At 60.7% G+C, this 17,903-nt stretch carries 16 protein-coding genes and 2 pseudogenes; 9 read left to right on the top strand and 9 right to left on the bottom strand.

Annotated features, from left to right (window positions below):
• The first annotated feature begins 2 nt into the window (after nt 1-2).
• The 9 genes and pseudogenes from trbL to ACVIJ6_RS16025 all read left to right on the top strand — a co-directional run.
• A complete protein-coding gene (gene trbL / locus ACVIJ6_RS15985) occupies nt 3-1,208 on the top strand; it encodes a P-type conjugative transfer protein TrbL (RefSeq protein ID WP_456773479.1) in 1,206 nt (401 codons plus the stop codon).
• Nucleotides 1,208-1,888, top strand: a complete 681-nt coding sequence (gene trbF / locus ACVIJ6_RS15990; protein WP_456773480.1) for a conjugal transfer protein TrbF — start codon at nt 1,208-1,210, stop codon at nt 1,886-1,888. The genes trbL and trbF overlap by 1 nt, the downstream gene beginning before the upstream one ends.
• Nucleotides 1,888-2,712, top strand: coding sequence for a P-type conjugative transfer protein TrbG (gene trbG, locus ACVIJ6_RS15995; RefSeq protein ID WP_456773481.1), 825 nt, complete (start codon nt 1,888-1,890; stop codon nt 2,710-2,712). Before trbF ends, trbG begins: the two co-directional genes overlap by 1 nt.
• A gap of 148 nt (nt 2,713-2,860) precedes the next feature.
• A complete protein-coding gene (gene istA / locus ACVIJ6_RS16000; RefSeq protein ID WP_456771791.1) occupies nt 2,861-4,393 on the top strand; it encodes an IS21 family transposase in 1,533 nt (510 codons plus the stop codon).
• Complete coding sequence (gene istB, locus ACVIJ6_RS16005) at nt 4,390-5,217, top strand: IS21-like element helper ATPase IstB (RefSeq protein WP_456773482.1); 828 nt, start codon at nt 4,390-4,392, stop codon at nt 5,215-5,217. Before istA ends, istB begins: the two co-directional genes overlap by 4 nt.
• The gene (locus ACVIJ6_RS16010) at nt 5,180-5,566 is read left to right on the top strand and encodes a TrbG/VirB9 family P-type conjugative transfer protein (RefSeq protein ID WP_456773483.1); all 387 of its coding nucleotides are present in this window, start codon (nt 5,180-5,182) and stop codon (nt 5,564-5,566) included. The genes istB and ACVIJ6_RS16010 overlap by 38 nt, the downstream gene beginning before the upstream one ends.
• The gene (locus ACVIJ6_RS16015; protein ID WP_456773484.1) at nt 5,563-6,777 is read left to right on the top strand and encodes a TrbI/VirB10 family protein; all 1,215 of its coding nucleotides are present in this window, start codon (nt 5,563-5,565) and stop codon (nt 6,775-6,777) included. The genes ACVIJ6_RS16010 and ACVIJ6_RS16015 overlap by 4 nt, the downstream gene beginning before the upstream one ends.
• The gene (locus ACVIJ6_RS16020) at nt 6,764-7,018 is read left to right on the top strand and encodes a DUF2274 domain-containing protein (RefSeq protein WP_456773485.1); all 255 of its coding nucleotides are present in this window, start codon (nt 6,764-6,766) and stop codon (nt 7,016-7,018) included. Before ACVIJ6_RS16015 ends, ACVIJ6_RS16020 begins: the two co-directional genes overlap by 14 nt.
• Before the next feature lie 131 nt (nt 7,019-7,149).
• Nucleotides 7,150-7,600: pseudogene (locus tag ACVIJ6_RS16025) on the top strand (transposase); the annotation flags it as partial.
• 54 nt (nt 7,601-7,654) lie between these two features.
• Here the strand turns inward: ACVIJ6_RS16025 and ACVIJ6_RS16030 are convergent.
• From ACVIJ6_RS16030 to ACVIJ6_RS16070, 9 genes and pseudogenes are all read right to left on the bottom strand, one after another.
• Nucleotides 7,655-7,699: pseudogene (locus tag ACVIJ6_RS16030) on the bottom strand (hypothetical protein); the annotation flags it as partial.
• Between the two features lie 860 nt (nt 7,700-8,559).
• The gene (locus tag ACVIJ6_RS16035) at nt 8,560-9,120 is read right to left on the bottom strand and encodes a LabA-like NYN domain-containing protein (RefSeq protein ID WP_456773486.1); all 561 of its coding nucleotides are present in this window, start codon (nt 9,118-9,120) and stop codon (nt 8,560-8,562) included.
• A 112-nt stretch (nt 9,121-9,232) separates the two neighbouring features.
• Nucleotides 9,233-11,863, bottom strand: coding sequence for an FtsX-like permease family protein (locus ACVIJ6_RS16040; protein WP_456773487.1), 2,631 nt, complete (start codon nt 11,861-11,863; stop codon nt 9,233-9,235).
• Nucleotides 11,860-13,278 (bottom strand): ABC transporter ATP-binding protein, encoded by a 1,419-nt coding sequence (locus ACVIJ6_RS16045; RefSeq protein WP_456773488.1) that lies wholly within the window; start codon nt 13,276-13,278, stop codon nt 11,860-11,862. Before ACVIJ6_RS16045 ends, ACVIJ6_RS16040 begins: the two co-directional genes overlap by 4 nt.
• A 1-nt stretch (nt 13,279) precedes the next feature.
• Complete coding sequence (locus tag ACVIJ6_RS16050; RefSeq protein WP_456773489.1) at nt 13,280-13,879, bottom strand: hypothetical protein; 600 nt, start codon at nt 13,877-13,879, stop codon at nt 13,280-13,282.
• A 32-nt stretch (nt 13,880-13,911) separates the two neighbouring features.
• Nucleotides 13,912-14,223 (bottom strand): PepSY domain-containing protein, encoded by a 312-nt coding sequence (locus tag ACVIJ6_RS16055; RefSeq protein WP_456773490.1) that lies wholly within the window; start codon nt 14,221-14,223, stop codon nt 13,912-13,914.
• 146 nt (nt 14,224-14,369) lie between these two features.
• Nucleotides 14,370-14,615 carry a PilZ domain-containing protein gene (locus ACVIJ6_RS16060; protein ID WP_456773491.1) on the bottom strand — a complete coding sequence of 82 codons (246 nt, stop codon included), beginning with the start codon at nt 14,613-14,615 and terminating at the stop codon, nt 14,370-14,372.
• Nucleotides 14,616-14,701: 86 nt separating this feature from the next.
• Nucleotides 14,702-15,424 (bottom strand): undecaprenyl-diphosphatase, encoded by a 723-nt coding sequence (locus tag ACVIJ6_RS16065; RefSeq protein WP_456773492.1) that lies wholly within the window; start codon nt 15,422-15,424, stop codon nt 14,702-14,704.
• Nucleotides 15,425-15,528: 104 nt separating this feature from the next.
• Nucleotides 15,529-17,073 (bottom strand): glycosyltransferase family 39 protein, encoded by a 1,545-nt coding sequence (locus ACVIJ6_RS16070; RefSeq protein WP_456773493.1) that lies wholly within the window; start codon nt 17,071-17,073, stop codon nt 15,529-15,531.
• Between the last annotated feature and the right edge of the window lie 830 nt (nt 17,074-17,903).

A 17,903-nucleotide genomic window follows, 5' to 3' on the forward strand; every position in this document is an offset into this window, starting at 1 on the left:
CGATGAGCGGCACGGGCATTATCGACCAGTTTCTGGAAACCTTTACCCGCTACATCGATTCCGGCTTCGGGCTGCTCGGAGGCGAAGTCGGATATCTCGCCGCGACGCTGGCGGCCATCGATCTCACGCTGGCCGGCCTGTTTTGGGCATGGGGCGCAGACGAGGACATCCTGGCGCGCCTTGTCAGGAAGACTCTCTTTGTCGGCGTCTTCGCCTTTCTGATCGGCAATTGGAATAGCCTGGCCCGCATCATCTTCGAAAGCTTTGCCGGTTTGGGTCTGAAAGCCTCGGGCACCGGCCTTTCCTCAGCCGATTTTTTGAGGCCGGGAAAGATCGCCCAGGTTGGCCTTGATGCCGGACGACCACTCCTCGAGTCGGCCTGGGGACTGATGGGGTATGTCGGCTTCATCGAGAACTTTATCCAGATCGTGGTGCTGCTGTTCGCCTGGATCGTGGTGCTGCTGGCTTTCTTCATTCTGGCCATCCAGCTCTTCATCACCCTGATTGAGTTCAAGCTGACGACGCTCGCTGGCTTCGTGCTGATCCCGTTTGGCCTGTTCGGCAAGACCGCTTTTGCCGCCGAGCGCGTGCTCGGCAACGTGATTTCTTCCGGGATCAAGATTCTGGTGCTTGCCGTCATCGTCGGCATCGGCTCGACGCTGTTTGCGCAATTCACGGCAGGATTTGCCGGCAACCAGCCGACCATCGACAACGCCATGGCGCTCGTGCTTGGGGCACTTTCCCTTCTCGGCCTCGGCATCTTTGGGCCCGGCATTGCCAATGGCATCGTATCCGGTGGACCGCAGCTCGGTGCCGGCGCCGCGGTCGGCACTGGCCTGGCCGCAGGGGGCGCCATCGTCGCTGGCGCCGGTCTCGCGGCAGGCGGCGCTGGACTAGCAGGTGGTGCGCTCGTAGGCGGCGCCCGTGGCGCAGCCACGGTAGCGACAGGAGCGGCGAGTGCTTACCGAGCCGGAGGCTTGAGTGGTGTCGCCAGCGCAGGCGGCTCGGCGATCGTCAGCCCGCTGCGCCGCATGGCAGCCGGGGTAGGCGGTGGCTCGTCAACGGCGGACGCGCCTCCGGCCTGGGCGCGCCGGATGAAACGTGCGCAGGCGGTGAGCCAGGGTGCATCTGCTGCGACCCACGCGGTCCGCAGCGGTGATGGCTCTGGTGGCGGATCCTCCGTCGACCTGTCCGAGGGAGGGCAGTGATGTTCAAACGACCATCCGTTCATTACGGCCGCACGCCAGAGCCGGTGACGCCTTACCAGAAGGCAGCCCAGGTCTGGGATGAGCGCATCGGGTCAGCGCGCGTTCAGGCCAGAAACTGGCGGTTGATGGCATTCGGATGTCTGTTGCTGTCGGCAGGGCTCGCCGCCGGCCTCCTCTCGCAGTCCACCAAAGGCACCGTCACGCCATGGGTGGTGGAGATCGATCATCTCGGTCAGGCCCAGGCAGTCGCGCCGGCGAGTCCTTTCTATCAGCCGACCGATCCGCAAATCGCGTTTCATCTCGGCCGCTTCATCGAAGATGTGCGAGGCCTTCCATCGGACGCCATTGTCCTGCGGCAAAATTGGCTAAGAGCTTACGACTTCACGACCGATCGTGGCGCAGCGGCACTGAATGACTACGCCCGTAACAACGATCCCTTCGCAAAGCTCGGCAACACGCAAGTGGCGATCGAGTTATCCAGTGTCATTCGGGCCTCGCCCGGAAGCTTTCGGGTCGCATGGGCCGAGCGCCGCTACGACAGCGGCCAGCTGGCCGCGACCGAGCGCTGGACCGCGATTCTTTCCGTCGTCATCGAAACCCCTCGCGATGCCGATCGTCTCCGCAAGAATCCGCTGGGCGTCTACGTCAATGCCATCAACTGGTCAAAGGAGCTCGGTTAGTGAGAAAACCCGTCCCGCGATCCGCGCACCCCGAATGGAAACGAGCGCCCTTACGTCTCGCTTTTCTTCTCACGGTCGCGCTCTCCGGCTGCACGACCTTCAAGCCGCCACAGATCAGCTATGATGATGAGGTGCCGCCATCTCCCGATCTCCCGATGCCGGCGGATGACCACGCGCGTCCCTTGCATGTCCCTCCGGCCTGGACTCCAGCTCGTGGCGGCAACAAGGGTGAAGCAGAGGCAAACGACCCGACCGGTCGCGTCGAGATCGCCAATGATGTGGCGCGTGTCCAGCCGCGGCGAGCAGGGTATTTCAACGCCGTCCAGGTCTTTCCCTATAGCCCCGGCGCGCTCTATCAAATCTATGTCTCGCCCGGGCAGATTACGGATATCGCGCTCGAACCGGGCGAACAATTGACCGGTTCGGGGCCGCTCGCGGCCGGCGATACCGTGCGTTGGATCGTCGCCGACACTGAGAGCGGCAGCGGTGATACCAGGCGCGTTCACATCATGGTCAAGCCAACACGGCCCGCCATCGAGACGAATCTTGTCGTCAACACCGATCGGCGAACCTATCTGATCGAACTCCGCTCTCGCGAAAAGCCATACATGCCGTCGGTCGCCTGGTATTACCCGGAAGACCAATCCAGCCGCTCCAAGGCTTTCCCACCAATGCCGGTCATCCCGGAGATGGATCAGCGCCGCTACCGCTACGTCATCGAAGGCGACAATCCGCCCTGGCGGCCAGTCAACGCGTATGACGACGGTCGCAAGGTCTACTGCGCGACGACAATCAAGGTGAGAACCCAGCGACAATCAGGATGAGAGAGTGCCGGCGGGAGCGGGACGAAGGGAGGGCGTAGCCCGACCGGAGGACCGCTCCCGCCGGCGGCGCGTCCCTTTCAGGCCGTCTGGCGGCCGGGTGTGGTTAGCGCAAGCTGTTGATTCGTCTCGACAAGAGAGGATCGACGGCTTGCCTGGCCTCCACATCACCGACCACCAGATGAGGCTATACATGAGTTACCGATTGACGTTATCGGCCGAGGCCGCGGCGGCCAAAGCCGGGTTTTCGACGGCGAGTGCCTACCGGATCGAGGCCGATCCGCGGCTGCCGTCGCAGAAGCAGGAGCCGCGTGGCCGGCGGCGGCCTGATCCGCTGGCGCCCTATTGGGACGCCGAGATCGAGCCGATCCTGAAGGCCGCACCGGGTATCCGGGCGGTCGGTGTGCTGGAGGAGCTGCGCCGGCGCCATCCCGATCTCAATCCCAACATCCGCCGCACGCTGGAGCGGCGCATCACGGCCTGGCGCGCCTTCAATGGGCCCGAGCAGGACGTCATCTTCCGCCAGGAGCATGAGCCCGGGCGGCTCGGCCTGTCGGACTTCACCGATGCCGGCGTGCTGGGTATCACCATCGCGGGCGTGGCGCTCGACCACCGGCTCTATCACTTCCGGTTGGCGTTCTCCGGCTTCGCGCACGCCCATGTCGTGCTCGGTGGCGAGAGCTTCGTCGCATTGGCCGAAGGCCTGCAGAATGCGCTGTGGGCGCTCGGCGGCGTCCCCAGAGAGCATCGCAGCGACAGCCTGTCGGCAGCGTTCCGCAACCTCACGATCGATGCGCGCGAGGACATCACGCAACGCTACGACGAACTGATGCGGCATTACGGCATGGTGGCGACCCGCAACAATGCCGGCATCGCGCATGAGAACGGTTCGATCGAGAGCCCACATGGCCATCTCAAGAAGACGCTGGAGGACGCGCTGCTTTTGCGGGGGACGCGCGACTTCGCCGACCTCGATGCCTATCGCGCCTTCGTCGACATGGTCGTCGGCCGGCGCAACGCCCATCTCGTCAAGCGGATCGCAATCGAGAAGGAGACGCTGGCGCCACTGCCGAGAGGTCGCAGCAGTGACTTCGAGGAGAAGGTGATCCACGTGACCTCGTCGGGCGGCTTCATCCTGCGCCGCGTGTTCTACACGGTGCCGTCGAAGCTGATCGGTCATCGTCTGCGCGTGCGCATCTACGATGATCGCCTCGAATGCTTCATAGGCACCACGCAGGTCGCGACGCTGCGTCGTGGTCGTCCGGTGTCGGACAAAAAGGGCGGACATGTCGTCGACTATCGGCACGTCATCCACGCCCTGCGGCGCAAGCCGATGGCGCTCGCCAATCTCGTCTATCGCGATCAGCTGTTCCCACGGGCCGCCTATCGACGCGCGTTCGAGACTCTGCAGGAACGATATGACGATCGTCATGCCTGCAAGGTGACGGTCGAGCTTCTCGCCCTCGCTCACGAGCGGGCCTGCGAGGCAGAGCTTGCCGAGATCGTCGCCAGAGATCTCGATGCGGGACGGCTGCCTGACCTTGCCGCGTTGCGCATCCGCTTTCGCCCGGAGCAGGCCGCGATCCCGCACGTCGCCGTCGAGCTCGCACCGCTCGCCGCCTACGACGAACTGGCGTCCATCGGCTTCGTGCCGGCAACCTCGAATACGGGAGATGCAGCATGACCAGCACGACCACATCCATCGATGCCGCGCGTGTCGAACTCCTTCTCACAGAGTTGCGCTTGCCGAGCGTCAAGGCGATCTGGCCAAAGCTCGCCGCGCAATCTGACAAGGAAGGCTGGCCCGCGGCGCGCTTCCTCGCCACGCTCGCCGAACACGAGGTGGCCGATCGTGGCCGTCGCCGCATCGAGCGGCACATGACGGAGGCACGCCTGCCTGCGGGCAAGACGCTCGCGACATTCGACTTCGAGAGCGTGCCGACGCTGTCCAAGGCGCAGGTGATGGCACTCGCCGCAGGTGACGTCTGGCTCGAGACCGGGGCCAATCTGTTGCTGTTCGGTCCGCCCGGCGGCGGCAAGAGCCATCTCAGCGCGGCGATCGGGCTTGCCCTCGTCGAGAACGGCTGGCGCGTCCTGTTCACGCGCACGACGGACCTCGTGCAGCAGCTGCAGGTGGTGGCGCGGCGTGAACTGGCTCTGGAATCCGCGATCGCCAAGCTTGATCGCTATGACCTGCTGATCCTCGACGACATCACCTACGTCTCCAAGGATCAGGCCGAGACCAGCGTGCTGTTCGAGCTGATAGCCACCCGCTACGAGCGGCGCTCGCTCCTGATCACCGCCAACCAGCCGTTCGGCGAGTGGGGCCGCATCTTCCCCGATCAGGCCATGACGCTCGCCGCCGTCGACCGCCTCGTCCACCACGCCACGATCATCGAGATGAACGTCGAGAGCTACCGCCGCAAGGCCGCCCTCGGCCGCAAGCGCGGCGCCAGCCGGCCACCAGTCCATGCTACGCCGAAGGAGGTTCAAAGCTCCGCTGATTGACGCTGCCGCACCGCTGATTGTCGCCCAGCGTCAATCAGCACTTGCCAAGCCGGACGTCCGCGACAATGATCCCAGGATCCCGGCCCCAATCTTCTCATCCAGATTGACGCCCAGTTCTCATCCTGATCGTCGCGCTACAGTCTACATCGAATTCTCGCCCGGGATCGGCCAGGGCGAAATGCCGCCGCTGTTCGTGATCGGCCAGGACGGCAAGCCCGAACTCGTCAACTATCGCATCTACAGGAATGTCCTGATCGCCGATCGTCTGTTCGCCGCGGCCGAGCTTCGCCTTGGCGCAGACAAGCAGCAGAAAGTCCGAATTGTCAGGTCCGACGGGAGGCGATCATGACGCACAATGGCCCAAGCGAGAACCTCGGCCCTGCATCTGGACCAGGGCTATCACCTGACGATCCCGCGCAGGCCTTGCGTCTGCGTGCAGAGCGCCGCAGGATCGCGCGGCTTTCCCGCAAGGCTCTTGCCGGCGGCACCGCGCTAGCTTTGCTGCTCATTTCTGGCGCGGTTCTGTGGGCGCTGAGGGGCAACCATCCGCGCAATCCGACGCCGGACGAACTCTACAGCACGGATCACCACAACGTCGCAGATGGGCTCGCGACGTTGCCGAAAGACTATGCCGGCGTCCCTCACGACGTTCCCCGGCTTGGGCCGCCATTGCCGGGAGATCTGGGGCGACCGATCGTTACGGCCGAAAGTCAATCAGCTCCGGTCGGGCTTGATGCCGAACAACAGCGGGCCAACCAGGAGACCGAAGCGGCTCGGACAAGCAAGGTATTTGCGCCAACCACCGCGCCCGTCACGCCGGCACGTGCCCCATCCCAGGAAACGGTCACCAACACCGCGTTATCGTCTGACGAAACCTTCGCGCAGAACGGGCAGGATCGCAAGCTGCTGTTCGTCAATGCTCCGGTCGACCGGCGGACGACGGCGCCTGACAGGCTTTCACGTCCAGCATCTCCCTTTGTCATCCAGGCGGGGACTATCATTCCGGCAGCGCTCATTACCGGTATTCGCTCTGACCTCCCCGGCCAAATCACTGCGCAAGTGACAGAGGCGGTCTACGATACTCCTTCTGGCCGTGCGAAACTTATCCCGCAGGGAGCAAGACTTATCGGCGTTTATGATAGCCGAGTCGCATTTGGACAATCGCGGGTATTGTTGGTGTGGACGCGGCTGATCATGCCGAACGGTCGCTCAATCGTGCTGGAACGGCAACAGGGGGCGGACGCAGGCGGATATTCCGGTCTCGAGGATGGGGTCGACAATCACTGGGCCGAGTTGTTCAAGGCTGCGCTCCTCTCGACCATCCTTGGCGTGGGAGCGGAGCTTGGCTCTGGTACAAACACTGGCAGCAACACGGATATTATTCAGGCTTTGCGTTTGGGCGCGGCTAATTCACTAAACCAAACTGGACAACAGGTCGTTCGAAGGAATCTCAACATTCAACCTACACTGACGATCAGGCCAGGCTTCCCAGTTAACGTGATCGTTAATCGTGATCTGGTGCTCGAGCCGTATCGGGGTGATCGACATGAGCAAACTTAAGATAAGTGCCATCGAAGATGATAGACCGGTCACAATGACGATCAAATTGCCGGCTGCGATTCACCGTGATCTAGTAGCCTACGCCGTCCTTTCCCGTGAAGCCGGACAATCGATTTCGGATCCAGCAAAACTGGTTGCGCCGATGTTGGCGCGGTTCATGGCGACCGATCGGGCCTTTGCGAAAGCGCGTCGCAAGGGTCAGCCTGCACGGGCAAAGGATAGCGTTCGCTCAACAGTTTGAGGAAGTTCACGAGCGCTGGGTTGTCATTGTCCTGAGCTATCGCCCAAAGTCGGTGACGGCGGGAATCGGGAAGGCGGCATATCGTGGGGTTGCTTGACGCCTCCACTTCTCCACCGAAGGAGCGATATGTCGTGTCCGAAGATAACATCATCAAGCTGATTCAGCTAGGAAATGCCGAGGATCAACTCGCTGAAATCTTGCGCAACGGGGCGCGCTCCCTGCTCGCTCAGGCGGTAGAGGCCAAGATCGCAAACTTTCTCGGCTAGCATACTGATTTGAAGACCTCAGACGGCCACCAGCGGGTCGTGCGCCACGGTCCCCCTGCCGGAGCGCAGGGTGATGACCGGTATCGGTCCGGTCGCCGTCTGCCAGCCGCGTGTGCGCGATTGCGAGGCAGACGCTACCGACCCCGACCGCATCCGGTTCTTGCCGTCGATCCTGCCGCCCTACATGCGCCGCTCGAAATCTATCGAAACGCTGCTGCCGATCCCTTACCTGAAGGGGATTTCGACCGGCGACTTCTCCGAGGCGCTGGCGGCACTGCTCAGCAATGACGCTGCCGGGTTGTCGGCATCCGCCATCGAGAGTTTCGTTCGCCTGCTGCATTCGGGCGCCAGGAAAGAAGTCGCGCGCCTTGATCTTGGCGAGCCAGGCGGAAAGCTTGTCGAGGTCATTCTCGATCTCTTCAAATTCTGCAAACGTGAATTCCCGACGCCGGGTCTCCCTTTTATCTCGGCAAGAAACTCACCGGAGCGCTCGGCGAACTCGTCGTAGTCGCGTGCTCGGCCTGCCCGAAGCCGGGCAATGATGGCTTGCTCGTCATCCTCGTTGGTTGCAGCGGTCGCAGACACCGTGGCGCTGCCGCCTTGCGCGTGAACCATCTCGACGAGCTGCGTATAGAGCAGTTTAGCTCGTCCATGACCATTAGAATCCACACCCCGTTCAGCACGCTGGCAGCTCCGGCGGCACACAAGGACGTCGCCACAGCGCCCCGCGCCCGCTGGAGGGGGCGGCAGGAAGTTGCCCCAAGAACAGGAGCCATTGACGTGGAATAAGATATATCTTCGTTGAAGCACCTGTTGCGTATTTGCGAAGCCAAATTAATACGACACCTGTTACACGAAATTATCGATCCTCAGACGGCATGCCGCGTTGGCACTACGCATGCAGTTTCGGAATAGGCCCCTCAACCAATCGCAAGAATCGGCGCGCCGATTGGCCAAACCCCTTATTTGACAATCGCACTTCGCCGATGGTTCTTGATGACAACACGTCGATGGTCCTCATGGTGGACCGCCAAATAGGCGGGCTCAATTTTTTGGCTCACTGCAGGTCGGACCTGCGCCACTCCTGCCATCTTCACCTTTGGCCTCCGCCATTTCGAACAGAGACACAAATTCGTTCGTTGCCGAGATTCTGAGCCCAGACCAAGGCGTTCGCTGTGGTTGCGCATGGACTATCACTAGCATACTGCACGACGTGCTCTCAGCACTGGTGAGAACCAATTGTTTAAACTGGAGCGAAAACGGCAAGTATTGTGGCTACTTGCGAATAAAGCTGGCCTCGTGCTGGCCTGGACGTTGGATTGGATCGCGGCCGAGCTTGGACTGCAACTCTACGAGGTCGGTGAAGACGTCGGCCTGCCGCCGCAGCTCGTCGGCGATCATGGGCGGCTGGCTCGAAATTGTCGAGACCACGGTGACGCGAACGCCGTGCCGCTGCACCGCTTCCACCAGCGAGCGGAAATCGCCGTCACCCGAGAACAGCACGATCTGGGCGACATGCTCGGCGAGCTCCATGGCATCGACCGCGAGTTCGATATCCATATTGCCCTTCACCTTGCGGCGGCCGCTGGCGTCGATGAACTCCTTGGTCGCCTTGGTGACGACAGTGTAGCCGTTGTAGTCGAGCCAGTCGATCAGCGGACGGATCGAGGAGTATTCCTGATCCTCGATGATCGCCGTGTAGTAGAACGCCCGTAACAGCGTCCCCCGGCCCTGAAATTCCTTGAGAAGGCGCTTGTAATCGATGTCGAAACCGAGTGCCTTGCCGGTCGCATAAAGGTTGGCGCCGTCGATAAAAAGAGCGATCCTGTTTTCCATGACTATTCCTCCAGGCCCGATGGGCGGTTGTTAGTGGGCCCTTCGACAGGCCGCCGACGCGACCGCATACGCGTCGTTCCTCCTCTTAAGATATCCGGCCGCGGTCCATCCCTTACAACCTCGCACCAGTCAATCTGATGCTGGAGCGCCATACGGCGATGATGGTGGTCAACACGGCTCCCGAAGCGACTAGTGCGAGATAGATCCACGGCTGAAAGAGCGTGTCCGGCGGCGGGTCGAATACACCGGTCAGCACCTTGACGAGTAGAAAGGCGACGGCTTCTCCGAGAATGAAACCGCAGGCCGCGCCTGCAATGAGAATGATTGCCGCCTCCGCCTGCGCAAATTTCCGAATATCTGCGGACGTTGCACCGAGCGCCGACAGGATCGTGGCCGCCCGGCTTCGCTCAGCAAATCCAAGCGACAGAACGAGGCCAGTTGCGCCGGCGACGAGGAGAACCGCAAACGAAAGCTCGATTGCAGTCAACTTGCGCAGATCGACGGCAGTCAAAGTTGAACCGATGAGCCGCGCAGCCTGGGAAAGCTCGGTCACCTTCAGGGGGCTTTCCGTACCAAGGACCTTTCCAATTGCCAGGGCGACAGCGCCTGGATCGCCGCGGCTACGAACCAGAACGACCTCGGAATGGGAATTCCCTGTCTGTGCGGCAACATAGGATGCATTGGCGACGAGGAAACTGTCGTGCGGCGCGGTCGGAAATTCGGTCACGACGCCGATAAAGTGAAACGCGATTGTTCGATACTGGTTGTCGGCAGCGTTCTGAAGCCTGAGCTTGATGAGGTCGCCGACCGTCAGCTGAAAATCGCTGACGGTTTCCTGCGACACAAGAAGGCCATCAGGCGTCTTTGCCAGCCGATCCAGCGTGGCGCGCGCGTCGCGATTACCGAAATATGCGTCGGCGATGGTGGTGGCATGACCAATCGTGCCGGGATCGATGCCATAAAGATCTTGAAGATCATTGCCGACGTAGGCGAAGCGGTGCTGCATCGCCTCGGCGGCTACCACGCCGGGCGCTTTTCGTATTTCTTCCAGGCGATCTCCGGCGGGGGCCGCGCTCGTCCCTGTTACCGTGACATCGGCGCCATTGGTGAGTTGAGCATCCACGAGCAGCTGTGCGTTGTAGGTCGTGTCGAAAACGGCGACGGCCGTCGCAAAAGAGAAGGCGAGGGTAGCAAGCGCAATTCCGCCGGCAATCCGGCCACTCTGGCGGCTGAGCGAAGCCGCCACGGGATCTGCGAGATGTCGGCTGATCGGTCGAAGCAGCCTGGTCAGGACGTTGCGGCCGACCGAAAGCGCCCTGCCGCCGATTCGCAGGACGAGCAGACCCGCTCCGATCCAGAGGCAAAGCGGTGCCAAGAAGGCGGTATAATCAACTGACGTCGCAGCGACACCCTCCGGCGCGAGAACGACCTGATAACCCGTATTGGCGACGCGCCAGAACACAATCCCGGCTAGCGCGAGCAGGAAGAGGTCAAGGTAAGTTCTCTGCCAGAGAGGCTTTGATACAAGCGCCAACGCACCGCGGCGCGACACGACCGTGTGCTCGCGAAGATCGATCAGGGTGGGCATCAGGATCGACGTGAGGGCGAGCACGACGCCGACTCCAAGCGTTATCGCCAACCACTGGACAACAGCTGCCGATTGTAGATCCACCGAGAGAACCGTAGTTGAAAGCAGCGCAGCTAAAAGTGTACCGCTGACGCCACCGGCGATGGCGACAAGGCCTCCATCCACGACAACAAGCCGGGCGATTTGTCCAAGGCTTGCACCGCGTAAACTCAATAGTGCCTGTTCGCGTCGCCGACGAGCGGCGTCCGCGCGCACGATCGCGATGGTCAACAACATGGCCAGCACGACACCCGGAAGTCCGAGAAATAGCAGTAGAATCTGAGCGAACAGGGCATCCTGGCGCACGGCCCCGAGCCGGGCGGAAAGGTTGTCGCCGACCTGTGCGACCCCTGCGGCTCGAACCTCGAAATTTCTGGCGCGCCCCGTTATGTCCAAATAGGCGGCCTCTGGCGCCGCCGGCAGGTTTGAATGGTCAAGCGAAGCGTGGATTTGCAATCTTGCGGTGCCCCCCGGCATCGCCGTCGAGAACAGGGAAGTCCAGGTGTCCATCGGCAGCAGTAAAATATTGTCCGGCGGTGCCGTGGGCGTGGGACCCTTTTGCGGGCCTATCGTCTGAAACATCGCGTTCGCATTCGGAAGGTCGACGACGCCGGCAATTTTTACGCTTGCGGGGCTTTTGCCATCCCGCAGGATCGCAACTGTGTCGCCGATCGAGACATGCAGGTTGGCGGCGGTCTGCTGAGCGATCAATGCTCCGTCGACTGCTCCCGCGAGCAATCGAATTTGCCCAGGAAAGGTTTTGACATAGTCAGCGCCAATTCCCAGAACCTGGCCGGCCCCTGTTGTCTGGGTCGTTGCGTCCGTCCTGGCTTCGAATCCAGCGACATCCGCATAACCAACTGTCTCGACGGCCGTGACTGTCGCGGACTTCGAAAGTATCTGTTTCAAAGTCGCAGGATCGGCTGCATTGCCAAGCGCGATCTGCCAATCGACCGGTACGCTCGCCACCGCTCTGCGCGTCATGGTCTGCGAGCTTGACGTGGCGAAGACCCCAATTACGCCGATCAACGCAGTGGCGATGGCGATGCCGGCTGCACTGAGAAACAGCTGCCACGACCTATGCGCGACGATGCCTTTGATCCACGATACAATCACGCAGCTTCCTCCGACGCATAAATCATCAAGCGGCCTGCATTCATTGTCCAACGTCGCTTAAGGCGCTCAGCGACGGAAGGATCGTGCGTGGCGACGACGAGCGCCGTCGTTGTTCCGTCAAGCGCTGCGAGCAACGCGTCGATCAATTCTTGCCCTGTCTTCCCGTCAAGTTGACCGGTTGGCTCGTCCGCCAGGATCACCGCGGGCCGCATCACCAGCGCTCTTGCGAGGGCAACCCGTTGCATCTGGCCGCCGGAGAGTTGATCGGGAAGCTTCTCGGCAAGCTCACCAAGCGAGAGGCGTTCGAGTGCGTCCGCGGGGTTCATTGCTTCCGCGGGATCGATCGCCGCGATTTGAATCGGCAGCCTGACGTTTTCGATCACGGTGAGCTCAGGAAGGAGCGACGGCGCCTGGAATACAAAGCCGATCTGCCGTGGCCGCAATGCTTCGCCCTGGCGTAGTCCCGGCCAGGACACGGTGCCGGCGCTCGGCTGCTCCAGTCCGGCCAGAAGACTGAGGAGTGTTGACTTGCCACTCCCGGACGGCCCCATGATGGCAATGCGGTCCGACGGAAAAATGCGGCAGAAAGCTTTTTTGACGGCACCGATCGTCTGGTGGCCCGATGAGAATACCATGGACGCCTTGCGCAATTCAATCAGAGGGGTCTCGCTGGCGCTTTTTTTACGGCTAGCAACGATCGGCGACCACGGCCTTTCGAGATGCCTCACCGCTAACGCCGGAGGCCGCCGTTCCCTGACCTCTGCGATGCGGCCATCGGTGATTTCGAGGACGCGCGAGGCCTTCAGGCCAAGTGCGCTGCTATGGGTCGCAATCAGCGCGGCGCCACCTTTCGCGCGGCGTGCCTCCAAAAGTTCGAGAATGCGGCTTTCGGTTTCCGCATCGACTTCTGCCGTCGGCTCGTCTGCGAGAAGAAGCGGCGGATCGGAGGCGAGGGCGACAGCCAATCCTGCCCGTGCAAGCTCACCACCCGAGAGCGTCGCGGGCATGGCATGTCCCCGATCAGCGAGCCCGAGAAGGCTAAGGAGTTCGATGACACGGCAAGAATCGAACTTCCCGCTCAGGTTCATCTGCAGCTTGATGTTTTCAGCAACCGACAGATGGTCGAAGAGATTACCTGATTGAGCCAGGAAACCGATCGAACTGGCGCGCAGCGCCGCACGTTCAGCCTCCGGCCGTCGCGTCATCCGGCAACCGTCGATTGTGACAATGCCGCCGTCCGGCTCGTCCAGGCCCGCCAGACACGCAAGCAACGTGGATTTGCCGCTGCCTGACGGCCCAATGAGCGCAACGACCTCGCCGGGCTCGACGGTCAGGCTGACGCCCCGAAGCGCGCGCACCTCTGCGTCGCCAGGATGGTAGAATTTGAAGAGATCGTCGGCTTCGATGAGAGCCATTTCAGTTCCAGCGAAAGGAGTTGCTCATCAGCTTCCATTGGTCGGCGTTATCGGCTCCCATGGGAGCCGAAAAGGTAACAGCGGCGAGCTTTCCTGCATGCGCCATCAAGAATCGTTCGTTTTCGAGACGGACACGCTTGTTGGTGACCGGGTTGGAATCTGAGTTTGAACTATAGATAATTTGGATCGCCGGACCCGACGCCAGCTTGACTTCCTTGACCGAGGCTATCTTCACCGCGTGTCCCGTCTTTTCCAGCTCCGCTGCCTCGCCTGCGCGAACACTTGCAACTGTCGGGGTTGCCGGAGACGCTTTTACGGCGACATCAATCGTGCCGTATTTGTCGGCGAATGAAACGCCTTCGGGCGCGTCCTTGCGCGACCATCCTTCCGGGACTTTAAGAGAGAATCCGTTCGGCGACTTGAAGGTGATGAAGACCTGATCGTCGGGAATGTCGCCCGGCGGATTTTTTTCAGGGGCTATCGCCGCCTCCGGCGGGGCGGTAGGCCCGGCGAACAGCGGTCCGGGCGCGATACTGGCGAACAAGGCGACGACGAGAGCGAGCGCTTGCGGGGTCGATCTGGCAAAGTAGGTTGTTTTCATGGCTGCCAACTCTTGCTGCCTTCCACGGGACATCACTTGTTACCCTCTGCGGAGTTCTGCAGAACGGAGCCCGTCTTGGCGTCGATGCCGACTTCGTGGGTGACCGTCCCGACCTTGATGTCAAAGGAATAACGCAAACCGGAACCGCCTTTCCGATGCTCCAGTTCCTGGTCAAGAATTTTGCCGGGCTGCGCCTTCATTGCGGCGTCCCGGGCTTGATCGAGGGTGATTGTTGCTTCCTTCGACAGCCTGCCGCCTTCAAGGGCATAAGAGGCAGTTGCAGTCGTGAGGATGAGGGCTCCTCCGAGGAGCGCGCGGGCTAGAAAGATCGAAACTTTCGTCATGTATTTTCCTTGGGAGTTATAAGTCGCCCGTTCGACGACCATAGGCCTCCAAAGTGAGCAGCGAATGAGGTGTGCGCTATTCGCGGCCAATCTCGCGGTATGCACGGGCGATTTGCATTGGAACCGGCGCGACGCGAGACCTCGCGTCAGTTCTGATCGAATGCGACGCCCATCCGCTTTTCCGTGCGCCAAATGACGTGACAGAGCTGTCGGACGTGATCGGCTTCGATGACCAGGATAAAGGTTTGAGGGATTCCGATGGGGCTTGCGACCTCTAACGCCGCGCCGGTTCTTGATATGTTGCGGACAGAGCAGTCGATGGTGCTACCGTCAAACGAGATTTTACCGGCTTTCAAGACGCGATGTCGTGATGCTATTCGCTTCTCGTTCATTGGAAATCCAGGTAATTTTGGTTTGGCTTTTTAGGGGGTCTTCGCATGGGAGCAACACCATCCAAAACAGCAAAGGTCCGTCAGCATTAGCTTCGTCGGATATTCTTCTTCCTTCCGGCGATTGACCAACCGAAGAGCCATTCACAAAATGTTGCTATATGCGCGCTCAAAGCTCGCCCCGCCGGCAACGCGAATGTCCAGGCCGAGACCGCCGCGACGAGCGCCGCCCCTACGATGTCCAGCGGATAATGCGCTCCGAGACAAATCCGCGCCCAACCGACGGCGATGCCAATGGCCAAAAGCAAACCCCCAAACCAGCGGCCTTGGCGAGGCGGACAGATCCACAATGCAAATCCAAGAGCAAAAAGCAGGGTGCTATGATCGGACGGAAACGAGCTATCCGGACTGTGGCCGAGATAATTGCGAACCGGACCGTCCATGAATGGGCGAGGGTGCATGTAGGCGGAAGAGATCACGTGAGCTATCGCCAGCGCGAGCAGCGAGGAAAGACAGGCACCGACGGCGGCTCGGCGGTCGTCGGCTTCGCCGAAAATCCAGAGAAATACCAGAACGCTTGGACCAGCATAGATCGCCCCTTGCGCGAGCAGAAGGATGGCGAGGAGTGACGCTCCGGCAAGTCCGTGCGGTGCGGCAAGCGCGTCGAACATACGATGGTTCAAAGTTTCTAGCATTCCAGCTTTCTGCAAGAAAATTCGGCAAAATTGACACTGGATTTGCGTCAACGGTTTTGTCGATGCTGGTTCTTCTTTTCGATTGAATTGATTGACCTTACCGGATTGCGCCGCCACGCAGAACAAGCCTCGGGTGCCAGTGTTGCCATGGAAGACTGTAGCGACGCACTATTAGCAGCGAATTAGCTCTCTCGGGCTTGCCCACTTGGCGGATAGTTCGGTCAATGGGCTTTCCCATCGCCGGGCAGAACCATCACCGCAGCAATCTTCGCGGACACGCCGGGCCGACCCCACAGGCTCCCAGCCACGTCGAAATCAAAGCGGATGGAATTGGGTGCGGTTGCGCGTACATTCCGGATCCACGCACTGCAAACCTCCTCATCGCTGAAGCACATTGCAGCCCATCCCCATTGGTATTGCAAAGCAAACGGCCGCCGGTAACGCGGATGATCCGGACTGTAGAATGCTGTCGCAAGTGCCAGCGAATCATCGCCGCTGACGGCCGGAAGCGGGGAGGAAGACACCTGGTGCCATCGTCGCGTCAATTCCAGCGCAGCCAGCCGGTAAAAGTTGCGGCGCTCTTCGTAGCCGTGGGCATTCCGGTAGAAGGCGTGCACTGGCGCCGCGACGGTCACCGCCACCAAAGCCATGCCGATCACGAGCACGGCCAGATTGACCGTGTAAAATCGCTCGATCGGATAGCTGGCGCCGCAGACGACGAGAATCCCGATCAGGAACAGCCCCTGCATTGCCCAGAGCGAAGCCATATCCGTACCGAAAGCGACGGCTACGATTGGGGGAAAGCCAACTGTCCCAGCGCAAACGAGGAACAGAAGCCACAAGCCCGAATTCATCGCCCTGAAATCAGCGGGAAATCTCTTCAGCCTGGACTCGGCGATTAGTATCCAGGACAGCGCGGGAAGGCTGCAAATTGCGGCTATCCCAACGAGGAACATGCAGGCCTCCTGAATCGACAACCAGAACCCCCTCCCGCCGTGGGCCGCCATGGCATATTCGAACGGGGTAGCTCCCGTTGTCGCCAGCCAATCGATATGAGGCGCAAGGACGACCAAGCCGACAAGCGCCGAAACCCAGGGTGCCCATGATCCAAAAAAGAGTCGCCGTTGCGAATGACAAACGGCTGCAAAAACGAAGCTGCCGACCAGAAATACCGAGTAATATTTCCCCAGCATCGCAATCGCAGCCAGTGCTCCGGCGGCAGCGGCCCATTTGATCTGACGGGTCTCGAACGAGCGCAGAAAGCAATAGGTCGCCAGCGGCCAGATCGCCAATAATACGGCGTTGGCGTTAAATCGCTGGGCGTGGAATTGATAGGCCGGCAGCAGCATCAGGAGCAGCAGCACCACCGCCCGTTTGTCGCCTCGCACGAATCGGCGTGCGATCAGATCGACCGCCCATAGCGCGACCGCGGCGTTGGTCATCGCCATTAACTGGAACGACCAGTCGGTTAGCGGGAATACCAGCGTCCAGACGCGGGCTACCCACCCCATCAATGGCGGATGCTTGGCATTACCCCATGCGAAGCTTCGGCCGACCGACCAGGTTTCCAACACGTCCGGATGCAAATCGCCGCTGAGATAAGCGATCACCAGAAACAGCAGCCAGATCGCGGCGAACCCAACGATGAGGAGCGGGATCGCCCATCCCTTCTCGATCCCGTCGAGCCATGCCAGAAACGGCCGGCGCCATCTGGCCGGCGCGGCGTCCGAACGTGCCGCCATCGCCGCGAAAAGAGTCAAATTCACGAGGAGACAGCCCAGGCTACGGTTGATGCAGCGACCAGCGCCGTGCAGCAAAAATTCTAGCGGGAGACAATTAGGGGAGAATTAGTGCGCTGACGGGCATGAGCATCGGCCAGCCAGTTCGGTCTCCCAAATTTTTCCTCCCCCACTGCGTCGTGTCGCGGCGATACCAGCGCACGTCATCGGTTAGGGGGGCGCCGAGAAATTCCCAAAGCAGCCATCCCGCTCCTAGCGTCACGAGCAGCGCGCCAACAGAGATTTCTACCGTTGTGCCATTATGCTCGGCTACTGTTTCGATCAACCAAGCTAAACTTGCGATTGTGAAAATCACGGCTCCAGCACGGAGAAATCGGATAGAATTCATTTAACTGCCCTCTTTGTCATTAGCGGGCAAGGGTGCAGTTTGGCGTTTGGACGAGCGGCCAATTTATCGCAGCCGCAGCTCACAGAGAATGACCGATTCGACTAAAATGGACTTGGTGCACCAAAAGTTGACGAAAAGCCTGCGCGATCGATCAACCGATCGAAAGCCTCAGATCGGAGTCAGACGACAGAAGTGGGCGCGATCGGTTAGGTTCAGTGGGTTACCGGGAAAAGATGGTGGGCTCGCGATAATTGCATCGTTCGTCTGCCGCGCAGCTGCATTAATCCGGCAGGGTAGCCAATTTGCGACTGAGCGGCTCGAGCGACGGATGACCGATCGCCGCAAAGTTTGTGGCGTCGAAATGGTGAGAGTCTTCGAGACCGAATGAATGACACACTAGGTAAACCCAACGTGCTCGATTGCATTGACCGCTTCCAAATCTAAAGCGTCGATGCTCGAAAATCGGATA

The organism is Bradyrhizobium sp. USDA 4369, assembly GCF_054056435.1.

Excerpts from the sequence above, each read along its gene's own strand:
- trbL (WP_456773479.1), top strand. The coding sequence starts at position 3 with ATGAGCGGCACGGGCATTATCGACCAGTTTCTGGAAACCTTTACCCGC.
- trbF (WP_456773480.1), top strand. The coding sequence starts at position 1,208 with ATGTTCAAACGACCATCCGTTCATTACGGCCGCACGCCAGAGCCGGTG.
- istB (WP_456773482.1), top strand. The coding sequence starts at position 4,390 with ATGACCAGCACGACCACATCCATCGATGCCGCGCGTGTCGAACTCCTT.
- ACVIJ6_RS16010 (WP_456773483.1), top strand. The coding sequence starts at position 5,180 with ATGCTACGCCGAAGGAGGTTCAAAGCTCCGCTGATTGACGCTGCCGCA.
- ACVIJ6_RS16015 (WP_456773484.1), top strand. The coding sequence starts at position 5,563 with ATGACGCACAATGGCCCAAGCGAGAACCTCGGCCCTGCATCTGGACCA.
- ACVIJ6_RS16020 (WP_456773485.1), top strand. The coding sequence starts at position 6,764 with ATGAGCAAACTTAAGATAAGTGCCATCGAAGATGATAGACCGGTCACA.
- ACVIJ6_RS16035 (WP_456773486.1), bottom strand. The coding sequence starts at position 9,120 with ATGGAAAACAGGATCGCTCTTTTTATCGACGGCGCCAACCTTTATGCG.
- ACVIJ6_RS16045 (WP_456773488.1), bottom strand. The coding sequence starts at position 13,278 with ATGGCTCTCATCGAAGCCGACGATCTCTTCAAATTCTACCATCCTGGC.
- ACVIJ6_RS16050 (WP_456773489.1), bottom strand. The coding sequence starts at position 13,879 with ATGAAAACAACCTACTTTGCCAGATCGACCCCGCAAGCGCTCGCTCTC.
- ACVIJ6_RS16055 (WP_456773490.1), bottom strand. The coding sequence starts at position 14,223 with ATGACGAAAGTTTCGATCTTTCTAGCCCGCGCGCTCCTCGGAGGAGCC.
- ACVIJ6_RS16060 (WP_456773491.1), bottom strand. The coding sequence starts at position 14,615 with ATGAACGAGAAGCGAATAGCATCACGACATCGCGTCTTGAAAGCCGGT.